This is a genomic window from Methanoregula sp. (assembly GCF_041663825.1).
GTDB lineage: Archaea > Halobacteriota > Methanomicrobia > Methanomicrobiales > Methanospirillaceae > Methanoregula.
Genome location: NZ_JBAYLY010000023.1, coordinates 13,599 through 33,415, shown reverse-complemented (window position 1 = coordinate 33,415; position 19,817 = coordinate 13,599). Strand labels below are relative to the sequence as shown.

Here is a 19,817-nt window from a genome sequence, read left to right as displayed (position 1 = left end):
GTCACGACATACCGGGTTTTCATACCGGGTCAAATCCGGGCTCAATATGAGCCCCGATTGCCCTCCTCCCATCCCAAAAGAAGCCCATATCGGGCCCGGTTTTAAAAGACCCTCAAATCAGCCGTATTTTCCCAAACGGACGAATTAAACCGGCCTCATAGCGCGGTTTTAAGGCGCGATCCCCGGCCCGGATGGGTTTTTCGTTGATGATGGAAATGATGGCCGTTACAGGGCCGCCACGGCACGGTAAAACGCATTATATGGGGCTCAATTTGGAGTTATTTTGGCAAACAGGGCACAATATGAGCCTTGTTTTTGGCCAGATCAAATCGGACTGTTTTACGGGCGTTTTTTTGGGAACTGATGACGGCATACCCCCATGCAACTGCAATAAAAACAGGATTTTTCCCGGAACCGGAGATCGATAACCGGCATGGACTTCTTTAAAAAAATGCAGGAAGTCAAAGACTTCGCACCAAAGCAATGAAAAATTTTGCACTCCAAACTCGAATTTTCATTTGCCTGCTCTGTTATCTGAAGTTATGAAAATTTTATATGAAACTGCCTCGGGATTTTTATCCTGTTATGCTTGTGGCCTTTTGGTATCATGTCCGTTTCATGACCACCACAATAGTTGACTTGTGAAAATGGTAAAAATGTCTGGGATCAAAATAAAATCTTCACTCATTTTTTTCGCATTTGAAATCCGATAAAGCACATCAAAGCCAGTATTGGAATAATTGTTGTCAGCGCTGTTTTTTGAGTGGGCATCTTATCGGCTTCGACATTTTGGTTGAGATCGTTCCATGTCGCTGGAGCAAACGTTTCAACGGTAATAATTCCCTTGCTGTCAATCGTTACCTTCTGACCTGCATTCACGGTTATCATCTTACCGGAGACGGGTGAGGAAACAACCATCTGGCCGTGATTTAAGTATAGTACTGAGATATTCGTGTCTGGATCATGTTCAATGATATAGTCAGTTCCATTGGCAGGTTGCAGTGCTGCTTCTACTACCGGTACACAATAAAAAACAAGTAAAATAATGACGATAAGCCAGACCAGATGTGGTTTCTTGATGTGACTTTTTCTGCATGTGTTCATGATGTGCCACCTCTCACAGTAAAGCGGGCAACCGGAGTAAAAATGGGAGGACAGGCGAAACTGCCCGAGGCCAGGTTTTCAAGTGAGCATAAGGCAAAATTTTTCATTTGCCCGGCAGTCAGTCTATATCCGTCACTGGCATAGGAAAATGTTGTGTGTGGACGCAGAGTAATTGGCGTTCCATCGGCAAATGTTATCTTTGCATTTCCATTATTTGTGATAACCTTGCTTCCAACAGGAATCACATCGCCATCTTTGAGCTGCACGCTGCTTTGACCATTGGCTGTCGTCAGCAGAACATCACCGGTTACTTCCCCGATATTCCCGTTCCCCATGGACTTTATTTTTTCGGGCAGAAGGACGCACTCAGATCCATGTCCCACTTCGACTTGTTTCTGACAGGAATCGTAACAGGCTTTATTTCCCTGGACGCCGGGGCAGGTAGATTGAATGCAGGCAGAATAGAGCGCCTGGCAGTTAACAGGTGTCCCGGTTGTTGTCGGAACAGTAGTTCCCGCAGATTCTGGTGAGATGACAGGAGATATACAATAACTACAACTATCAGCACAATTTTTATTCTCTTCGAACGGTTTATCGTATTGCTGGTAACAGGCAATTACACAATCCTTACCTTGTTGTAATGTCCACCCACAATTTCTCGGATCAGGATGTGAGTCAGAAGATTGTGTGGGTGACGTAGAGGTTGTTGTAGCAGGGTACGGGGTGGGGGTTGGGGGTCTGGTGGCATATTTGCATTGATCGTAACAGAGTGAATAACATGTCCCGGATGAAATATGATACTCGTTATTACACGTATCATAACAATCATATGATTTTCCCTCCTCCCATCCGCACTGGTTGGCGGCTTGTGCCAGGTAAACACCAGACAGTAAGGATACGGCCAAAATGATGAAAAACCATCTTCGGAAAGACATACCATAGGACCAAATCACACTATCTTTGCAAGATATATAAATATTTTTTTTATTTTTTTAAACTTCTATGCATAACCCCCGGTGGAGTCTTCCCTGTTTATCAGGGGGACACGGCGGGGTAAAGGAATTTAACAGGAAATTCTTTGGTCACGGACCGCCGGGGACTTCCCGCCGGGGGCTGGCTGCATACCCCGCACGTGAGAAGGAGAGGTGACGGTCTTTTCCGCACGCGAACTCTTATAAGATTTAATATGAAAATGCCCCTGGATTTTCATCCTTTTATGCTTGTGGCCTTTTGGCATCATGTCCGTTTTCACATGAAATCCTGTAAAAAAATCCTGATGGGTATCTTTGCACAATCCTCATTAACTCCCCACCGGCAATATCACTACAGGAGCAACCTATCCCCATGTCACGCACCCTGCTTTCCGAATCGGACGGCTATGAACTGTTAAAACACTACAACATCCCGGTGCCCCGGTCAGCGATTGTCAGTACCGCTGAAGAAGCGGGACGGGCAGCAGACGACATCGGGTTCCCGCTGGTGGCAAAGATCGTCTCACCGCAGGTCGTCCACAAGAGTGATGCAGGCGGTGTCATCACGGGCATCATGTCCGCCGCTGCGGCAGAGAAGGCGTTTACCGCGATCACGCAAAATGTCCGGGCAGCGTACCCCGAAGCAGAGATTAAAGGAATTATCATTGAGGCAGAGCAGAAACCGGGCCTCGAACTGATCATCGGGGGGAAAACCGACCCATCGTTTGGGAAGGTCATAACAATTGGCATGGGCGGCACGCTCGTGGAACTGATCCGGGACGTTTCGATCCGGATCCTCCCGGCGAGCGATGACGAGATCCGCACCATGATCCACAGCCTCGGGGGATACCCCTTAATCGCCGGGTTCCGGCATGCGGCCCCCCGGGATGAGGCAGCGCTTGTAACAATCACCGGGGCGCTTGTGCGTATGTTCCTTGACCATGGGGAGATCCGGGAGTTCGACATCAACCCGGTCATTCTCTATGACAAAGGCGGCTGTGCGGTGGATGCACGGATCTACACAGACACAGCGGCTGGACCGGCTCAGACCGAGGAACCGGAACCGGCGTTGCCGGATTCCCTGTTTACGATCCGGTCGGTCGCAGTTGTCGGCGCATCCAGGGACCCGGACAAGATCGGGTACGCGATCTGCCGGAACATGCTCGGCTTTTCCGGCGCCCTCTACCCGGTCAATCCCAAAAGCCCGGAGATCCTTGGAAAGACCGCGTACCCCTCGCTTGCCGCCATCCCGGGGCCGGTGGATGTGGCAGTTATCGCGATCCCAGCACCGGGCGTCCCGGCGGTCGTCGAGGACGCGGGAAAAAAGAAGTGCCCGCTCGTCGTCATTGTCTCGTCAGGGTTCCGTGAGACCGGGCCGGCCGGAAAAGCGCTCGAAGTGCAGGTGCTTGCCGCTGCACAAAAGTACGGGTGCCGGATCATGGGCCCCAACTGTCTCGGGTTCATGCTCCCGGCACAGGGGATCAATACCACCTTTGACTCGGTCTCCCCCCGGCCCGGTTCCATCGCGTTTCTCTCCCAGAGCGGGGCGATCGTCACTACGATCGTGGACTGGAGCCTGCCCGAAGAGATTGGGTTTTCCGCCGTGATCTCGGTGGGTAACCAGCTGGACCTCACCTTTGAGGACTTCATCCGGTGGGCCGCTGCCGATCCTGCAACAAACGCGATCATCCTGTATGTCGAGGAGATTAAAAATGGCCGGCGCTTCATGGAGACCGTCAGCCGGATCACCCCGGTAAAACCCGTGATCGTGCTGAAATCCGGCTCGTCACAGATCGGGCAGAAAGCGGCCTCGTCGCACACGGGCTCCCTTGCCGGCAGTGAAATGGTCTACCAGGCTGCGTTCCGCCAGGCAGGAATGATCCCGGTCCGGTCGATCCGGGAAGCGTTCCAGGCGGCAGAACTCCTCGCATCCGAAGGGTATCCCAATGGCACCCGAGCCGTCGTCATCTCAAACGCCGGCGGGTTTGCGGTGCTCTCCTCGGATTATGCCGAGCGGTTCGGGATCAGGCTTGTGGAGTTCCCGGAGGAGCTCACCCGGGAACTGGACGCAGTGCTCCCTGCAAACTGGAGCCGGGCAAACCCCATCGACATGGTGGGCGATTCCCATCCGGACCGGTACGCAAAGACTTTCGATGTGATGATCCAACACCAGGACCTCTGGGACATCGCGTTTGTGATCACCGTCCCGACCGCGATCGCGGATCCCATCCGGATTGCAAACGAGATCGTCCGGTTCTCCACGCACACGCATAAGATGATCGTCGGCTGCATGATCGGTGGCGATTCCATGAAGACCCCGCAGCGGATATTAAGGGAGGCACACATCCAGAACTTCCCGGACCTTGAAGATGCGTTCCGTGCGGTGGGAAACATCTGCCAGTACACGTGCCGGAACACGGATGCTCCCTGCGGGTGCCGGCCGAAACCCCGTACACCGTAAGCGGGATGGCAGAAACTACCAGATACATCAACATACTTCTGCCATCCTACCATCCTAAATACCGGTTGGTGAAACGTTCAGCTATGCATTCAAAACTTATCCTCTGCTTCGCACTCCTGCTCTCGCTGCTGCTCGCAGTTGCAGGCTGCACGGAAGCGGAATCTATCATGCCCCTTCCGGTTCACATCCCCACGACGGCAGCAACCCCGCTCCCCACCACCCTCCCGACAATATCCGTTACCCCGGGACCGACAGAACATCTGCCTGATATCTGGGAAGCAGATGTTCAGGTCGCAAGCAACGGGAAGTCTATTGACCCGCAGATCATCATGACCTTCCGTGGCGGCAAGGGCCTGAACTTTATTCCCGAAATCGATCTCGAAGTCATCCGGTCGGATGGGATCGTCGAGACCGGTACAATGTACCAGCCCCTCTATGTGGGTAAGACCGTCACGTTACAAGGTACAACACAGAACAACGACCGGGCTATCGTCTGGGCAATCACTCCGCAGGGTGACCGGGTCAAGATCGTCGACCAGTATGTGCCGTTCCGGTCGTATAATACCGGATAACGGTTCCGGGAAAAACCGGGAAAACCAACATATCCATTTTCCAAAATTCTCGGCAGCTGAGTTGAACATTTTTGGAATCTTCAGTTGCGAGATTAATCTTTTTTTTTAATCTTCATGAACCTTGCCGGACTTTTTTATAAAAGTTCGATAACCTCATCAGACATCTTCCGGAAAGTTCGGGAACTTTGGCAAACTTTTTTCGGAAAGATCGATAATATTGCCAGACTTTTTTTGAAAAGACCGATGACTTTTGCGAACAATTTTCAAAAAGTCCGATAACTTTGCCGGCCATTTTCCAGAAAGTCCGGCAAAGTCCTTTGGTCGATCAGGCATGGAGTGGTATGTTTTGTGCCTTCTTTTTTTTTCCGGAAAGGCCGGGAACTCAAACAAACTTTTTTTGAAAAGATCGATAACGTTGCCAGATAATTTTAGAAAAGTTCGATAATGTTGGTGGCCTTTTTTGGGGAAGTTCGATAACGTTGTCGGACGTTTTTGCAAAATCTCGATAACCTTCCTGAAATTTTTTTGAAACGTTCAACAAAGTGTCCGGATTTTTTTGAAATGTTCCGCTGCCTGATCGATCATTTTCCGGAATAGGTGGCTCCTGACCCAAACTTTTCGAAAATTTTTGAGCCGTATGATCCGGATTGCATGGTGGGGATATCGTGGGGGCTGTCGCCCCCACACCCCCACGAGCGAGGAGTGCCGCCGCCCCCGACGGGGCGCCCCCGCGGCGGATCAATGGAGTTGCCCGGATTAGCACTCGCCAAAGCAGAGGGTCTGACGAAGCGTCCGAGCGACTCCGGGCAACGCGAGGGGGGGAATCGCAAATGAGATTGTCTCGATACCCTCCCAAAAATACGCCCGTAAAACCGCCCGATTCCAGTGGAAGTAAATTTGGGCCAGTATTACGCGTTATTCGCGAAAATATGCCCAAATTGAGTCCCATATAATGTGTTTTACCGTGCCGTGGCGGCCCTGTAACGGCCATCATTTTCTTCATCAACAAAACACCCATCCGGGCCGGGGATTGGGCCTTAAAACCGCGCTATGAGGCCGTTTTAATTCGTCCGTTTGAGAAAATACGGCTGATTTTGGCTTGTTTTGGAAAGGAGCCCGATACGGGCCCCGTTTGGATCCCAGGAGAGTGCATCCGGGCTCAATTCGGGCCCGGATTAGTGTAACTCAGATCGGATGACTGGGGGGCGGATGCCCCTGTACCCCAGTTAGGGAGGGCAGGATTTTTCATCCAACAATTCAATTTTTTTCAAAATTTTCAATTCTCAGCTACCGACCCGGACGTTTTCGAAAATCTTCCACAACAGGATCACTCTTTTTACGAAATTATCAGCTGCTGAGCTGTCCTTTTTCATCAAACAACAGCTGGCCGCGAAAAAGAGAGGTGGGTTTCCCGGTTGTTCCCCCTAGCGAGACGGGTGTGGCTGTGCCACCCGTCGAGCGCGAGGGGGCGGAGGGGGCGCGTGCTCGCACAGTTACGAGACAAAGTGCCACCCAGTATCTTTTTTCTCTGTTTAAAATGGAAGACTGTGTTGGGATCTTAACTGGTGAATAATCTTCCCGACGATATAGGTCTCTAGGCTCGTACAGAATCAATTGCATCAATTAGAAGTTATCCAAACCTCATCGCCGTAAATCTGGGTTCGGGTATTATTATTAACAGGTCAGAGATAACGGCTTCAGTTTTTTTCTTTAAACTTTCAAATAATTCCATAGAAACAATTATCTCTGCTTTTTGATTAGTCATAGAATCATAATATCGAAGATATGCCTTGTCCTCTTTAAAGTCAATAATCATCTCACCATGAGCAAAAATATTACGAGTTTTTATGAGATAGTTAATTTTATCGAACATTTCCTGCCGAGATTGATTCGAAAAACTTTCAAATCTCTCGGGATATGTTTCCATAATTCTTTGGAGGACTTTTCTCTTTTGAGAGAATGAAAAAACTGTTGTATCGAGAATAAAATTGTGTAACATCTCTCTATTAGTTGGATCCTCTTTAAAAAAGAAGTAGGAAATGGCCTGTCCTAAATAGTTTTCAACATCCACGCACCCGGATATAAATTTTCCACGATTTTGACGGATTGACGTGATTATCACATTGGCATTTTGCCAAGCTTCCGGTGTAATATGAAGAAATGATGTATTATTATCATCATCCTTAATTTCACATGTTGGATAATTGATTATTTCGTACCCTCCACCGGGAGCCAAAAGTCTTGTCATTATTCAATTTTTGGTGTGATATAAAATAATACCCATTCCATTTTTTTCAATTGATATCGTTATGTGTGTTAAAATTTTATTGGCGTTCTTGTTTAAAAGAAATCATGAGATCAGGGCAGAAACTCCTTTTAAATATCGATTAAGAAATGAATAATAGTCCTACTTATCACAGTTATTAACGCACTCTTCCGAAATTCGGCCCTCATAGTGTGATCTTCTTTAAGATCTGCCCGTTCTTGAAGATCGTGATCCCCCCGCCACTCTGGGAAACAACAATCCCGACGGCTTTTGTCACGCTCGTGATCGCTGCAACCGAGTTATGCCGGGTGCCCATGCCTTTTGGGAGCGTCACCTTGCTTGAGTCCACCGTGATGTATCGTCCCGAAGCCTCGATAAAACCGTCGCCGGTAATCACGAATGCCCCGTCGAGCTGGGCAAACTCCTTGATATTTTCCTTGAGGTCGGGATTTGTCACCATGCGCATCTCGGGCTGGTGACCTTCAAAGGCATTGAGCATGATCTGCCGGGACTTGGCAAGCACGTTTTTGGTATCGCCGATTAAAAATGTCGTGCCGACCGCCTTTCCTTCCCGGCCTTCGATCGAGATCTCGGTGGAAATGTGGAAGACTGAATCAAAGACCTCATCCCGCACATCGGTATCGGATATCACCTGGTCCTTCCACGTATCGGTGCTGATCCTTACTTCGCCGGTCCGTTTCCTGTCAGTGATATCGTGGCCGATACAGAGGATTTCAATAATGTGGCCCTGCGGGTCGCGGATCGCCTTGTTGATCCACGCGATCCAGACGATGTCCCCGTTCCGGCGAATGTTCTCGCTCACGTTGATGGCGTACCCTTCAGCGTTAAAACCCAGGTCGTTTGCCATCATCGAGAGATCGTGGCCGCCCCGGTTCTTCTCCGGCACAATCGTCCCGACAACATTCTTTCCGACAAGTTCGCTTGAGGAAAAATCAAAGAATGCCGCTGCAAAGGTATTGGCGTAGGTGATGACGCCCTGCATGTCCATGCGTATGATGATACTCTGGGAGTTCTGCATCATCTCCCGGTACTTTGCCTCGCTCTCCTTGAGGGCATCCCGCATTTTCTTTTTGTCGGATATATCGGTCACGACGACCGTGCCGCCTTTTTTTGCGTCAAGCGGGTCGAGCAGGCGGGCCTGGAGGATACACGCGACAAGACCGCCACCGGCCCGCACAAGTTCGCATTCCGCCAGACCGTTGCCGAGTATATCCCGGTGGATCTGGAGGTCCCGGCAGACCTGCCCGAACTCTTCCTCGCTCTTAAAGAGCGCCCGGACCGGTTTTCCCACAATAACGGATTCAGTCATGCCTAACAGTGCCAAAAACGGGTGGTTGACCCATTCGACGGTCGCGTTACGCATCTGGAAGATCCCAAGCGGTGTTGCCGAGAGGATCGCGGTCAGCTGCTCGTTCTGTAGTTTGATATCGCGCTCCGATTTCTTGCGCAGCGCCGCCTGCTTGATCAGGGTGACAAGCTCTGCTGCCGGGGAACGCAGATCCGCATTTCTGGGGAGGGTGATCTCGGTACCGTTATTAACCTCCTCAAAGGCAATCCGGTTCTCGCTCACACGATTGAAAAGAATGACCGGTGTGGGGTTTCCCATGGAGCGAAGGTAGAGCAGGAACCCGATGCCGTCCATGTCAGAGACAAACTCGATCCCGTTGACCGCTGACACTTTCCCGTAACATATGATGACATCAAATCTCCGGCTCTTGATCTTCTCGATTGCCAGTTTTGCGGACTGCACCACGTCCAGCTGAACTTCTCCGCTCTTCTCTAAAAACGGGCGGAACTGCGCGAGAGAATCGGTATTGTCATCGACAAACAGGACGGATATCATCAGGAACTCCCGGGGCGGGGGCGGTTTTCCTCCGGTGTATACCTATAATCTGTATATTTTTGCGATAAATAGTACACTGGACGAAGGAGAAACTGCAGATTTCACGTGATTTATGGCCGGAATGCAAAATTGTTCTCCAGTGACGGGCTCACAGGCATGAGGGTAGTTCAGCCACTCTTTTTTTCCAGGAGCCATCGCCTTCATGGTTTTTTTGCATCCACATTGTCCCCATCATCCACGTCATCTCCGTTATCCCTGTTATCCCCATTATCCACGTTATCCTCGTTATTCCCATTATCCCCGTCTTCTCCGTCATCCCCGGTGTCTTTTCCTTCGTCACAGAATTCCCCGCAGGCGAGCCAGCCTCCGGTAACAACGATGAGCGGGACGCCGATGGGAAGAGAAAAACCGTGGTCGCTGTGAAGGGTAACGCCGTACTGGACCAGCATCGCGGCCAAAAAGAGCAGACCCCCGGTGATCGTGAGGAGGCCGGCGGGTTTTACCAGGCAGGTTTTACCCTGCATTACGGCAAAAGCAAGCAGGATGAGTGCGGCGACAAGGAGAAGCGCCCCGAAGAACCAGATGCCGGTTGAATACGCAGTTGTCCCTTTCAGGACACCATCAATGACGTAGAAGAGATCCCTGTGCAGGGTAATCAGGCTGTTTCCAAGGTAACTCTGCTGGTACCGGAAGAGGGCCCACTGCACGCCGTTTGCCAGGTTGTCCCCGATACCATAGATATTAAGCGGGACAAAAAAGAGCAGGCACTCAAAGATGAACGCCAGCCGGAGACGGGTCATGACAGGTAAAAACGTTTTTTATGTACCAAAAATTTCGGGAATGACCGGGAACCGATCACTGGTTGGTGTTCCCGACAATTACAAGCTGGTACATCCAGTCCATCAGGGGATGGCATTCCTGTACGACACATTCCAGATCGCAGGCAATGCACGGGATGAGTTCGTCCCCGGCAAGCAGGTTTTCAGGATGAACCGGCTGCCTTAGCGCCCGGAGAAGATAGGTCTTGATCCCATCTTTTTTGAATTCTTCACGACCGATAAGCCCGCTCTCTTCTAATTTCTTTACGATCCTTGAACATTTCCGGCTGTCCACACCCAGTTCCTTCCAGAGTTCGCTCTGGAGGACACCCTCCGGTTTTGACTGGATCAGGGTAAATGCTTCATCTTCAGGTTCAGGCATCGTAAATCAAGTCCCAATACATTTAGAGAACCGGGGCAATGGTAAGAATATTATTGCCCCTGATAACGACCGTGCCCAGGCTGCGCCCGCGCACGTTGTTGACATACTCAATCGTCTCGTCCATGTGGATGTTTAAGTATTCATCAACCCCGACAAGCCGGCCCTGCAGTTTGCGCCCCTCATCCTTGATCTCAACAGTAATCTTGGAATCTACGAGTGCAAACACTTTTTTTATGGGCAAAACAATTCCGTTAACCATCTGTCCGGATTAGGGTCGTAAGATAATTAAAGTTTGCTAGAATGGCAAAGACACGGGAAAGGATCTTAAAAAAACGAGGGTTGGATCAGTGCAGGGCTTTCCTGATGACTGACGCCGTGCCGTACGACCCGAACGCCTTAAAAAAGACCAGGCTTTCCGCGTAGGCCATTGCCTGCATCGCCTTGTTGGTCTCTTCATCGACAGAATAAATTTCTTTATAGAATTGCTTTATGGCGTTCTTGCAGTTGCCGTCAATGATCTGGCGATCTTTTTTGCCGGGATTTGCCGGCCGGTATTTCTCAAGTGTCCAGTCCATGATATCCTTGTAAAGGGCAGGTTCGTAGATCTTCAGGGTGTTAAACGCAACATCCTGCCAGAACGTCCCGACATTGCCCTTGATGATGTCGCCCTTTGGGAAATGCAGGTTGATGAGATCTCGGGGGGTGCCGGTGATGCCGTGCTGGGCGATGCCGACATGCAGGTTGTTGTCCCGGAGGGCTTTTGCAATTGCCTTTGTCTGGGGGATATCGATGGAGAGCTGTTCGATGACGTTCCCGTTCGCGTCATATGCGTGGCCGTGCGAGCTGCCGTTTGCGATGGCAAGCACGTGAGGATGGACATCGTTTTCGTTTAAGGCTTTGATGTACTCGACGGCTTCCTCCGGCCGGGTCAGGACAAGACCTTCCGTGCCTTTTCTCCCGATCTCGCCCACTTCAACTTCAAGGCCGAATTCCTTCTTGTTCATTTTCTGCCGGATATGCCGGGCAAGGTCTGTCGTGACCCGGATATTCTCCTCTAACTCTTCCCGGACATTTTTCCCTTCGAAGTTAAAGATGTGCGACGCATCGATAGCAAAGGAGGTGTACCCGGCTTTTACCTGCGCATCGATCAGCTGCTTTGTCCCCTCGACTTCAGCGGCATCGCCTTTCTTGATGGTAATATGATCTGCGTGGAGCGCCCATGTATCAAATCCGACTGCCTTTGCTGCTGCATTCATCTTTTCGGAGAATACCTGCGGTGTCATCCCGGTGTATCCTCCTTTGAGATCGCATTCGGACCGGGCAAGTTCCATGAAAACCGCAGAATCGGTGTCTTGTGCTGCCTTGAAAATTCCCTCGGCGACGGTTGCGATCCGGGTATTTGCCGCCATGATAATGGCTTTTTTACCGGAGATGCCGTTTAAGATGGTCGAACCGGGGATTGGACCAAAGGTTTGTGCGTTCATGTTCCTGCTCACGTGAAGAGTATACTTATCCTTCCCTCATATATTTTTCAATCAGGCTGATCTCTTTTTTGCCACCAATGTAGATGGGCGTGACCTGATCGATCGCTTCCGGCCTGATCTCACGGTAATCGGTGCTGCCGTTACTTACCGCCCCGCCGGCCTCGCAGACGATCATGCCCATGGGGTTTGCCTCATAGAGGATACGGAGTTTTCCCTTTTCCTTTCCCTTGTACCCCGGGTAGGTAAACACCCCGCCCTTGTGGAGGATCTGGTGGACGTCTGCGACAAAACAGCCGGAGAACCTGAGTTTGTAACCGGCGTTTTCAAGATCGCCGATCCACCGTGCATGGGCCGGGAGCCAGTCCCTGCGCAGCGCCCCGGGTGCGTAAATTTTCCCGTCCGGGATCCGGATATCTTTCGCGCGCAGCACAAATGCTCCGGTCTCATCTCTCACGAATTCATGGACGCCGTGCCCGGTGGTAACGGTCAGGAGGGTGAGGGGCCCGTACAGCATGTACAGGGCGGCGACCATGGTCGAACCTTTGGAGAGGACATGGCCGGGATAGATGCCGATGATGGAGCCCACGCAGAGGTTTACATCAAGGAGCGAGGAACCGTCAAGGGGATCGATAACGACGCCGAAATTATTCTTTGCGTCTTTGACCTCGATGATCGAATCCTGTTCTTCGGTCGCGATGTACCGGACAAGGCGGGATTTTTTGAGGCCCTGGACAAAAACGTCGTCGGCGTACTTGTCAAGGGGCTTCTGGTCTTCGCCAAACATGTTCTTCGTGCCGCTCGCAGAGGTATTCATGCAGGTAAGGAAGCCTTTTCTGACCGGCGCTGCCTGCTCGCTTAAGAAGAGGATGAGTTCAGCGAGGTTTTTTTCCGTTCCGGATTGTATAAGGAAGTCTTTGAGAATCATCATTGCCACCGGATCCCGCCCTCCCGGGCGTTTTTCTCGATTACCCGGACGGGTGTCCGGGTCTGTGGTTAGTCCTTTGATCCTTGAGGTTTATCAGGATTATTATCGGTTGGTTCCGGGGATTTTCCGGGAGGTGTGTTCCCCGACGGCAATTATTCCTGACGCTTGAAGGGTGCAAGGACGTGCTAAAAAAAAGGGCGCTTGGTTAAATTGCAGGAGTAAATCCCAGTCCTTGCCAGGCACATTGGTGGGGGCTGACGCTTTGAGAACCATCCCATTACGATGGACTCCGCCGCCCCGGCGGGGAAGCCCCCGGGGCGGATCAGGCAACTACCGGTAAAGTGAATCAATCGTTTAACGTACCCCGTAATAGCGGGATGCCAAAAAAGTTAACCGGTCTTTTCCGGCTCTGGTGTTTCGCCGGTTTCCGCTGCTTCCGGCAGGGCTTTGAACGTTACCTCAAGTACGCCGTGTTTAAGGGCATGCTTCATGGTGGCCGGGTCCACCGGTGGCAGGGGTGTGGTGGCATGACAGGTGCCAAGGCTGCTCGTGCCTTCGATGACCAGCGTTTCACCGTTGCAGGTGAGGTTTAAGGACTCCTCGCTTACCCCGGGGAGGCTCGCGACTACGAAAACTTCGTCGCCGATCCGGTCCACCTCGGGTGCCGGTTGGTCCGCCCCGTCGGTCGGCGCTGACCCGGGCGTCCCGGGCGCTACCGGTACTCCATCGATGACGATACGGTAACCGACAATGTGCGGCTGAAACGAGGGAGAATTTTCCCCCATTTCAGCCATCAGCCGGTCCATCAGTCCGTTTATCGCATTGAACAGATCCTTGTTGTCGATGCTCATAGCAGGTTCATCCGTTAGTTTTCTTCTTTGATATGCTTGTTTACAGGATTTCTGATTCTCTGTTTTTTTCCACCTGAATGCAGGTTTCAGGATCAGGCATTCCTGAATGTCAGCTTTCCTTCTTTCTCATCAACCACGATCTCCTTGTCTTTGTTTACGTTTCCTTCGAGGATCATTTTTGACAGTTCATTCAGCAGGTTCTTCTGGATCACCCGTTTGATCGGCCGTGCGCCGAATTGCGGGTCAAAGCCTAAGGTGGCGATGAACTGGATGGCTTTCTTTGTTACCTTGAGCCGGATGTCGCTCTTCCCGAGCATTTTCTGAATGAGCCCCAGCTGGATCTCGACAACCTCCATGATCTCGCCTTTTGTGAGCGGTTTGAACATGATGACCTCATCGATCCGGTTGAGGAATTCGGGACGGATGGTCTTCTTGAGCAGGTCAAAGACCTGTTCCCGGGTGCGGTCGAATACTTCGTCCCGGTTTTTGTCGGTGACGTTCTCCAGGTTTTCCTGTATGAGGTGTGACCCGATGTTCGAGGTCATGATGATGATGGTATTCTTGAAATCCACCGTGCGGCCCTTGTTGTCGGTCAGGCGGCCGTCGTCAAGAACCTGCAGGAGGATGTTAAAGACATCCGGGTGGGCTTTCTCGATCTCATCCAGCAATACCACGGAATAGGGCTTTCTCCGGACCGCTTCGGTCAGCTGTCCGCTCTCTTCGTAGCCGACATAGCCCGGCGGTGCGCCGATCAGCCTTGATACGGTATGCCGTTCCTGGTATTCCGACATATCGATCCGCACCATGCTGTTCTCGTTATTGAACAGGAATTCTGCGAGCGCCTTTGCGAGTTCAGTCTTTCCAACCCCGGTCGTCCCAAGGAAGATGAAAGAACCAATCGGACGTTTTGGGTCCTGCAGCCCGGCACGGTTCCGGCGAATTGCATCGGACACTGCCCCGATGGCTTCATCCTGGCCTACGATACGCTTGTGGAGTTCGGCCTCGAGGTTCAGCAGTTTTTGTTTCTCACTCTGCAGCATCCTGCTCACGGGAATCCCGGTCCACCGCGAAACCACTTCGGCAATCTGCTCTGCGTCCACCTCCTCTTTTACCATCGGCGAATCCTTTTGCAGCGCGGTAAGTTTTTGCTTGAGGCCCTCACTGGCCTTCTCGGTCTCCGGGATGCGACCATAGCGGATCTCTGCCACTCTGCCAAGGTCGCCACTCCGTTCGGCACCTTCGGCCTCGAATTTCAGGGTCTCGATCTCATTTTTATGCGACTGGATCTGGTCTGCAAGATCTTTTTCCGATTGCCACTTTGCCTCCAGCCGGTTTCGTTCTTCGGTCAGGTTCCCGATCTCTGTATTTAATGCCTTGAGTTTTTCCTGGTCCTTCTCACGTTTGAAGGCTTCCATCTCAATTTTTAGCTGCTGGATTTTGCGTTCAATTGTTTCGAGTTCTTCCGGTTTTGAGTTTCTCTCAAGGCGCAGTTTTGCGGCAGCTTCGTCGATCAGGTCGATCGCCTTGTCCGGAAGGAACCTGTCGGAGATATAGCGCTGCGAAAGTTCAACGGCGGCGATGATCGCTTCATCCTTGATTTGGACATTATGATGGGTTTCGTATTTCCCTTTGATGCCGCGAAGGATGGAGATAGCATCTACGGTATCCGGTTCATTGACCATCACCGGCTGGAAACGTCGCTCAAGTGCTTTGTCCTTCTCGAAATATTTCTGGTATTCTTTTAAGGTCGTTGCGCCAATGACATGCAGGTCTCCCCGTGAAAGCTCGGGTTTAAGGATGTTTGCCGCGTCCATTGCGCCCTCGCTCGCGCCGGCCCCGACAAGGGTATGGATTTCGTCGATGAACAGGATGATCTCTCCTTCAGCAGAGATCACTTCCTTTATCACGCTCTTTAACCGTTCTTCAAATTCTCCCTTGAACTTTGCCCCGGCGATCAGGGCGCCCATATCGAGGGCATAGATCTGCTTGGTCTTCAGGTTATCCGGTACATCCCCGTCGATGATCCGGTGGGCCAGACCTTCGGCTATGGCTGTTTTTCCCACGCCCGGTTCCCCGATAAGGATCGGGTTGTTCTTTGTTCTCCGTGAAAGGATCTGGAGCACCCTGCGGATCTCTTCGTCACGGCCGATGACCGGATCGAGTTTGCCTGTACGGGCAAGATCATTTAAGTTCCGGGCGTATTTGTTCAGGGCATTATAGGTCTCTTCCGCGTTCTGGCTTTTCACCGTCGAACCTTTCCGTAACTGGCTGATGGCAGTTTTCAGGTCTTTTTCCGTAACCCCGTTCTCCTTTAAGAGCCGGGAGGTGCTGTCGTTTACCGAGAGAATTCCCAGGAGAAGATGCTCGATGGAGACAAATTCATCTTTAAATTCCTGGGCAAGTGCGGTGGCTTTCTGCAGGGCTTTTGTGGCATCACGTGAGAGATACTGATCCCCGCCACTGACTTTTGGAGACGAATCGATGATCCGGTCGAGTGCTGGAGTAAGACTATCAAGGTTCACATTCAGTTTCTTTAAGAGATAGGGGATGACATCCTCGTCAACCATAAGCATCCCTTTGAGTATATGGGACGTCTCGATGGCCGGGCTCTGTTTTGCCTCCGCTATCTCGGTTGCTTTCTGCACGGCTTCCTGTGATTTTATGGTGAAATTGTTGAAATTCATAGTGTCACCATCTCCCTGATTCCCTCACCAGCCGCAGGCCGGGTATACTCTTCGATGGGGATAAACTCAGTACTCGGCGACGGGTACGCGATCGCACAGGTCTTGTTTTGGCCTTCTCTCCCGATCACGTCCCCGCCGGACAGGTTCAGCCGGTCTATCACCCGCCAGGGAAGTGTCGCAATGGTGCGTCGTCCGGCGTCTTCATTGTTCAACGCTTCCTGCACGGTCAGTTTTATGCCTTTGTTATCTGTCATAATCGTAATTCTCCTTTCATGTGATTTACCATAAGTTAGTGAAATATAGTATATAAATTATTGGTTGGGCGGATCTGGTGTTTTGAAGGGATTTTTTTAAAACAGATACACAATTGACAACATTCAACTTTTTACGAGAAAACCAAAAAAATTGATGCTTTTATTTTTCTTATCTGTTGCATGGTGCAATTTTTTTTAATAACCTGTTCTTATCCTTCCCTACCCAAAAGCCTCTTTGACGAGGTCTTCCTGTTTTTTTGACAATTTTTCCGGGATCTTTACAATCGCTTTTACCAGCAGGTCTCCACGGTTGTCTGAAGAGAGCTGCGGCATCCCCTGTCCCCTGAGCCGGAACAGGGTATGACTCTGGGTGCCGGGGGGAATTTTCAGGTGCGCCGTGCCCGTGAGGGTGGGTACCTCCACATCCCCGCCGAGAAGTGCGGTGCCAATTTTGATGACGACGGAACTATAGAGATCTGCACCTTTGCGCTCGAACGTGCGGTCCGGCCTGATATGGATGACCGCATACAGGTCACCGGGGGGCCCATTGTTCTCTCCGGGTTCCCCCTCCCCCGGGATCCTCAGGAACTGCCCGTCGGCCACACCACGGGGAACCGAGACTTCGATCTTCCGGATCTTCTGCACCGATCCTTTTCCTTTGCATGTCGGGCAGGGCTTGTCGATGATCCTTCCCTCACCCCGGCAGGCAGGACAGATCGCGATATTCATCGTCTGGCGGTTGCCATTTCTCTGGATATTCCTGACCTCCCCACTCCCCTCGCATGTCGGGCAGATCCGCATAGAACCCGATTCTGCGCCGGTGCCATGGCAGGCTCCGCAGGTATAATGATGCGGCACCCCGACCGTGTTTTTCGTGCCGTGAAATGCATCGGCGAGGGAGATCTCGATCTCGTACCTCAGGTCAGCACCACTGCGTTGCCGGGTGCGGGCGGACCCACCGGAATATGCATCGAAGATATCCCCGAGACCAAAGTCCCGGAAAAGATCATCATAACTGGGCGGCGTATACCCGGCAGCGTCGCCGGGCCGGAATTCCGCGTGGCCGACCTGGTCGTACTGCGCTTTTTTCTGGGGATCGGAAAGCACCTGGTTGGCCTCGTTAATCTCCTTGAATTTCTCCTCGGCCTCCTTGCTCCCCTTGTTGAGATCCGGATGATACTTCCGTGCAAGCTGCCGGAATGCCTTCTTGATGTCATCCTGCGATGCATCCCTTTTCACGCCGAGGATCTCGTAATAGTCTTTCTCTGCCATGGTTTTTCTTTAAAAAAAATTATTTTTCATCCTTTATCTTGAAATCAGCGTCGACGACCTTTTCGCCGCCCGGCCCGGTCGTCTCCTGCCGGGGACCTTCATCGCCTGAAGGACCCGCCTGCTGTTGGGCCTGTGCCTGGGCCTGCTGCCGGGCAGCCTGCTCGTAAACGGCTGACCCGGCCTCTTCTAAGGCTTTCTGGAGTTTTTCGACCTCGGCCTTGATCGTTGCGGTATCTTTTCCTTCCAGTGCTGTTTTTACCGTAACGATGGCTGCATTCACCTTGTCAACGAGATCGGCACTTATCTTTCCGGCAAGATCGGATTTTGTCTTTTCCGCCGTGTAGACCAGGGAGTCAGCCGTATTACGGACCTCGACCTCCTCTTTTCGTCGCTTGTCTTCTTCTTCGAATTGTTTTGCCTCGTTGACCATCTTTTTTACATCGGTTTCAGCCAGTTTGGTCGAGGCCGTGATGGTCATCTTCTGCTCTTTTCCGGTCCCGAGATCCTTTGCGGATACATTCAGGATACCCGATGCATCGATATCGAACGAGACTTCGATCTGGGGGATACCCCGGGGTGCCGGGGGAATACCGACGAGGTTAAACTGCCCGAGACTCACATCGTCTGCAGCCATGGGGCGTTCACCCTGGAGCACATGGATGGTAACCGAGGTCTGGGTGTCCGCTGCGGTGGAAAAGATCTGGCTCTTTTTAATCGGGATCGTCGTGTTCCTCTCGATTAACGTGGTCCTCACACCGCCGAGCGTCTCAAGACCAAGCGTGAGCGGTGTCACATCAAGGAGCACCATATCCTTGATCTCGCCACCTAAGATTGCACCCTGGATCGCCGCTCCGATAGCGACACATTCCATCGGGTCGATTCCCCGCTCTGCCTTGCTGCCGACATGGTCCTCGATGAACTTCTGGATAACGGGCATCCGTGTCGGCCCTCCGACAAGGATCACCTTCTGGATATCCTCCTTTTTGAGTTTAGCATCCTTGAGGGCTTGTTCACACGGCTGGATGCAGCGACGGATAATCGGCTCGATCAGCTGTTCGAGTTTTGCCCGGGAGAGTTTCATGGAGAGATGTTTCGGGCCGGACTGGGTTGCGGAAACATAGGGAAGGTTAATCTCGGTTTCAAGGACCGTGGAAAGTTCGATCTTCGCTTTTTCCGCTGCCTCTTTTACCCGGTTGACGGCCATCTTGTCACTCCGGAGATCGATCCCCTCGAGTTTTTTGAATTCGTCAGCAATCCATTCAAAGATTGCATTATCCATATCGGTCCCGCCCAGCTGGGTATCGCCCGAGGTGGCAAGGACCGTAAACGTCCCGCCGCCGAATTCCATGATGGTCACATCGAGCGTGCCTCCTCCGAGGTCAAAGACAAGGATCTTGTACTCCCCGCTGCGGTCAAGGCCATAGGCCATCGATGCTGCCGTGGGCTCATTGACCAGCCGGACAACATCCAGCCCTGCAATTTTGCCTGCGTCCTTTGTTGCCGTTCTCTGGTTGTCGTTAAAGTAGGCGGGGACGGTGATCACGGCCTTTGTCACCGGTTCTCCCAGGAAGGCTTCTGCATCTCTTTTTATCTTCTGTAAGATGAATGCAGAGATCTGCTGGGGCGTGTATTGCTTGCCATAAATTTTGTACACGTGATCCGATCCCATCTTCCGTTTTACCGCCGTAACCGTACCTTCAGGGTTGCTCACTGCCTGCCGCCGCGCCGGTTCTCCCACAAGGAGCTGACCGTCCGGGGTAAACGCAACGTACGAGGGAAACATCTTCCCGGCAACGGTTGCCCCTTCTGCGGATGGGATGATAGTCGCTTTGCCCCCGAGCATCACCGCACCTTCACTGTTCGACGTCCCGAGATCAATTCCAATAATTTTCTCTTTACTCATAATTCC

The 19,817-nt window shown here is 51.8% G+C and carries 17 protein-coding genes; 2 read left to right on the top strand and 15 right to left on the bottom strand.

Annotated features, from left to right (window positions below; all coding sequences use genetic code 11):
* Positions 1–684 precede the first annotated feature (684 nt).
* Positions 685–1,104, bottom strand: a complete 420-nt coding sequence (locus tag WCX19_RS10455) for a hypothetical protein (RefSeq protein WP_373007853.1) — start codon at positions 1,102–1,104, stop codon at positions 685–687.
* Complete coding sequence (locus WCX19_RS10450) at positions 1,101–1,439, bottom strand: hypothetical protein (RefSeq protein WP_373007851.1); 339 nt, start codon at positions 1,437–1,439, stop codon at positions 1,101–1,103. Before WCX19_RS10450 ends, WCX19_RS10455 begins: the two co-directional genes overlap by 4 nt.
* 1,009 nt (positions 1,440–2,448) lie before the next feature.
* Here WCX19_RS10450 and WCX19_RS10445 point away from each other — a divergent pair.
* Together WCX19_RS10445 and WCX19_RS10440 are read left to right on the top strand one after the other, a co-directional pair.
* Positions 2,449–4,536, top strand: coding sequence for an acetate--CoA ligase family protein (locus tag WCX19_RS10445; RefSeq protein ID WP_373007849.1), 2,088 nt, complete (start codon positions 2,449–2,451; stop codon positions 4,534–4,536).
* Between the two features lie 83 nt (positions 4,537–4,619).
* On the top strand, positions 4,620–5,108 hold the full coding sequence (locus WCX19_RS10440) for a hypothetical protein (RefSeq protein ID WP_373007847.1): 489 nt from the start codon (positions 4,620–4,622) through the stop codon (positions 5,106–5,108).
* 156 nt (positions 5,109–5,264) lie between these two features.
* Here WCX19_RS10440 and WCX19_RS10435 read toward each other — a convergent pair whose 3' ends face one another.
* From WCX19_RS10435 to dnaK, 13 genes are all read right to left on the bottom strand, one after another.
* Positions 5,265–5,606, bottom strand: a complete 342-nt coding sequence (locus tag WCX19_RS10435) for a hypothetical protein (protein WP_373007845.1) — start codon at positions 5,604–5,606, stop codon at positions 5,265–5,267.
* 1,132 nt (positions 5,607–6,738) lie between these two features.
* On the bottom strand, positions 6,739–7,356 hold the full coding sequence (locus tag WCX19_RS10430; RefSeq protein ID WP_373007843.1) for a hypothetical protein: 618 nt from the start codon (positions 7,354–7,356) through the stop codon (positions 6,739–6,741).
* A 202-nt stretch (positions 7,357–7,558) separates the two neighbouring features.
* The gene (locus WCX19_RS10425) at positions 7,559–9,238 is read right to left on the bottom strand and encodes a PAS domain S-box protein (protein ID WP_373007841.1); all 1,680 of its coding nucleotides are present in this window, start codon (positions 9,236–9,238) and stop codon (positions 7,559–7,561) included.
* 200 nt (positions 9,239–9,438) lie between these two features.
* Positions 9,439–10,038, bottom strand: coding sequence for a hypothetical protein (locus WCX19_RS10420; RefSeq protein ID WP_373007839.1), 600 nt, complete (start codon positions 10,036–10,038; stop codon positions 9,439–9,441).
* Between the two features lie 55 nt (positions 10,039–10,093).
* On the bottom strand, positions 10,094–10,438 hold the full coding sequence (locus WCX19_RS10415) for a helix-turn-helix transcriptional regulator (protein ID WP_373007837.1): 345 nt from the start codon (positions 10,436–10,438) through the stop codon (positions 10,094–10,096).
* A 22-nt stretch (positions 10,439–10,460) separates the two neighbouring features.
* Positions 10,461–10,697, bottom strand: coding sequence for an LSM domain-containing protein (locus tag WCX19_RS10410; protein WP_373007835.1), 237 nt, complete (start codon positions 10,695–10,697; stop codon positions 10,461–10,463).
* 85 nt (positions 10,698–10,782) lie between these two features.
* Entirely contained in the window at positions 10,783–11,922 is a 1,140-nt protein-coding gene (locus WCX19_RS10405; RefSeq protein ID WP_373007833.1) for a class II fructose-bisphosphate aldolase, read from the bottom strand.
* A 25-nt stretch (positions 11,923–11,947) separates the two neighbouring features.
* Entirely contained in the window at positions 11,948–12,850 is a 903-nt protein-coding gene (locus tag WCX19_RS10400; protein ID WP_373007873.1) for a class 1 fructose-bisphosphatase, read from the bottom strand.
* A 386-nt stretch (positions 12,851–13,236) separates the two neighbouring features.
* Positions 13,237–13,698, bottom strand: coding sequence for an Hsp20/alpha crystallin family protein (locus tag WCX19_RS10395; RefSeq protein ID WP_373007831.1), 462 nt, complete (start codon positions 13,696–13,698; stop codon positions 13,237–13,239).
* A gap of 92 nt (positions 13,699–13,790) precedes the next feature.
* Positions 13,791–16,382 carry an ATP-dependent chaperone ClpB gene (gene clpB, locus WCX19_RS10390; protein WP_373007829.1) on the bottom strand — a complete coding sequence of 864 codons (2,592 nt, stop codon included), beginning with the start codon at positions 16,380–16,382 and terminating at the stop codon, positions 13,791–13,793.
* The gene (locus WCX19_RS10385; protein WP_373007827.1) at positions 16,379–16,636 is read right to left on the bottom strand and encodes a hypothetical protein; all 258 of its coding nucleotides are present in this window, start codon (positions 16,634–16,636) and stop codon (positions 16,379–16,381) included. The genes clpB and WCX19_RS10385 overlap by 4 nt, the downstream gene beginning before the upstream one ends.
* A 219-nt stretch (positions 16,637–16,855) precedes the next feature.
* Positions 16,856–17,908, bottom strand: coding sequence for a molecular chaperone DnaJ (gene dnaJ / locus WCX19_RS10380; protein WP_373007825.1), 1,053 nt, complete (start codon positions 17,906–17,908; stop codon positions 16,856–16,858).
* Between the two features lie 19 nt (positions 17,909–17,927).
* Complete coding sequence (gene dnaK, locus WCX19_RS10375) at positions 17,928–19,811, bottom strand: molecular chaperone DnaK (protein ID WP_373007823.1); 1,884 nt, start codon at positions 19,809–19,811, stop codon at positions 17,928–17,930.
* Between the last annotated feature and the right edge of the window lie 6 nt (positions 19,812–19,817).

Coding starts and splice junctions, on each gene's coding strand:
- WCX19_RS10395 (WP_373007831.1), bottom strand. CDS start 13,698: ATGAGCATCGACAACAAGGATCTGTTCAATGCGATAAACGGACTGATG.
- dnaJ (WP_373007825.1), bottom strand. CDS start 17,908: ATGGCAGAGAAAGACTATTACGAGATCCTCGGCGTGAAAAGGGATGCA.
- WCX19_RS10400 (WP_373007873.1), bottom strand. CDS start 12,850: ATGATGATTCTCAAAGACTTCCTTATACAATCCGGAACGGAAAAAAAC.
- WCX19_RS10430 (WP_373007843.1), bottom strand. CDS start 7,356: ATGACAAGACTTTTGGCTCCCGGTGGAGGGTACGAAATAATCAATTAT.
- clpB (WP_373007829.1), bottom strand. CDS start 16,382: ATGAATTTCAACAATTTCACCATAAAATCACAGGAAGCCGTGCAGAAA.
- dnaK (WP_373007823.1), bottom strand. CDS start 19,811: ATGAGTAAAGAGAAAATTATTGGAATTGATCTCGGGACGTCGAACAGT.
- WCX19_RS10440 (WP_373007847.1), top strand. CDS start 4,620: ATGCATTCAAAACTTATCCTCTGCTTCGCACTCCTGCTCTCGCTGCTG.
- WCX19_RS10455 (WP_373007853.1), bottom strand. CDS start 1,104: ATGAACACATGCAGAAAAAGTCACATCAAGAAACCACATCTGGTCTGG.
- WCX19_RS10450 (WP_373007851.1), bottom strand. CDS start 1,439: ATGGGGAACGGGAATATCGGGGAAGTAACCGGTGATGTTCTGCTGACG.
- WCX19_RS10405 (WP_373007833.1), bottom strand. CDS start 11,922: ATGAACGCACAAACCTTTGGTCCAATCCCCGGTTCGACCATCTTAAAC.
- WCX19_RS10410 (WP_373007835.1), bottom strand. CDS start 10,697: ATGGTTAACGGAATTGTTTTGCCCATAAAAAAAGTGTTTGCACTCGTA.
- WCX19_RS10415 (WP_373007837.1), bottom strand. CDS start 10,438: ATGCCTGAACCTGAAGATGAAGCATTTACCCTGATCCAGTCAAAACCG.
- WCX19_RS10425 (WP_373007841.1), bottom strand. CDS start 9,238: ATGATATCCGTCCTGTTTGTCGATGACAATACCGATTCTCTCGCGCAG.
- WCX19_RS10445 (WP_373007849.1), top strand. CDS start 2,449: ATGTCACGCACCCTGCTTTCCGAATCGGACGGCTATGAACTGTTAAAA.
- WCX19_RS10385 (WP_373007827.1), bottom strand. CDS start 16,636: ATGACAGATAACAAAGGCATAAAACTGACCGTGCAGGAAGCGTTGAAC.
- WCX19_RS10420 (WP_373007839.1), bottom strand. CDS start 10,038: ATGACCCGTCTCCGGCTGGCGTTCATCTTTGAGTGCCTGCTCTTTTTT.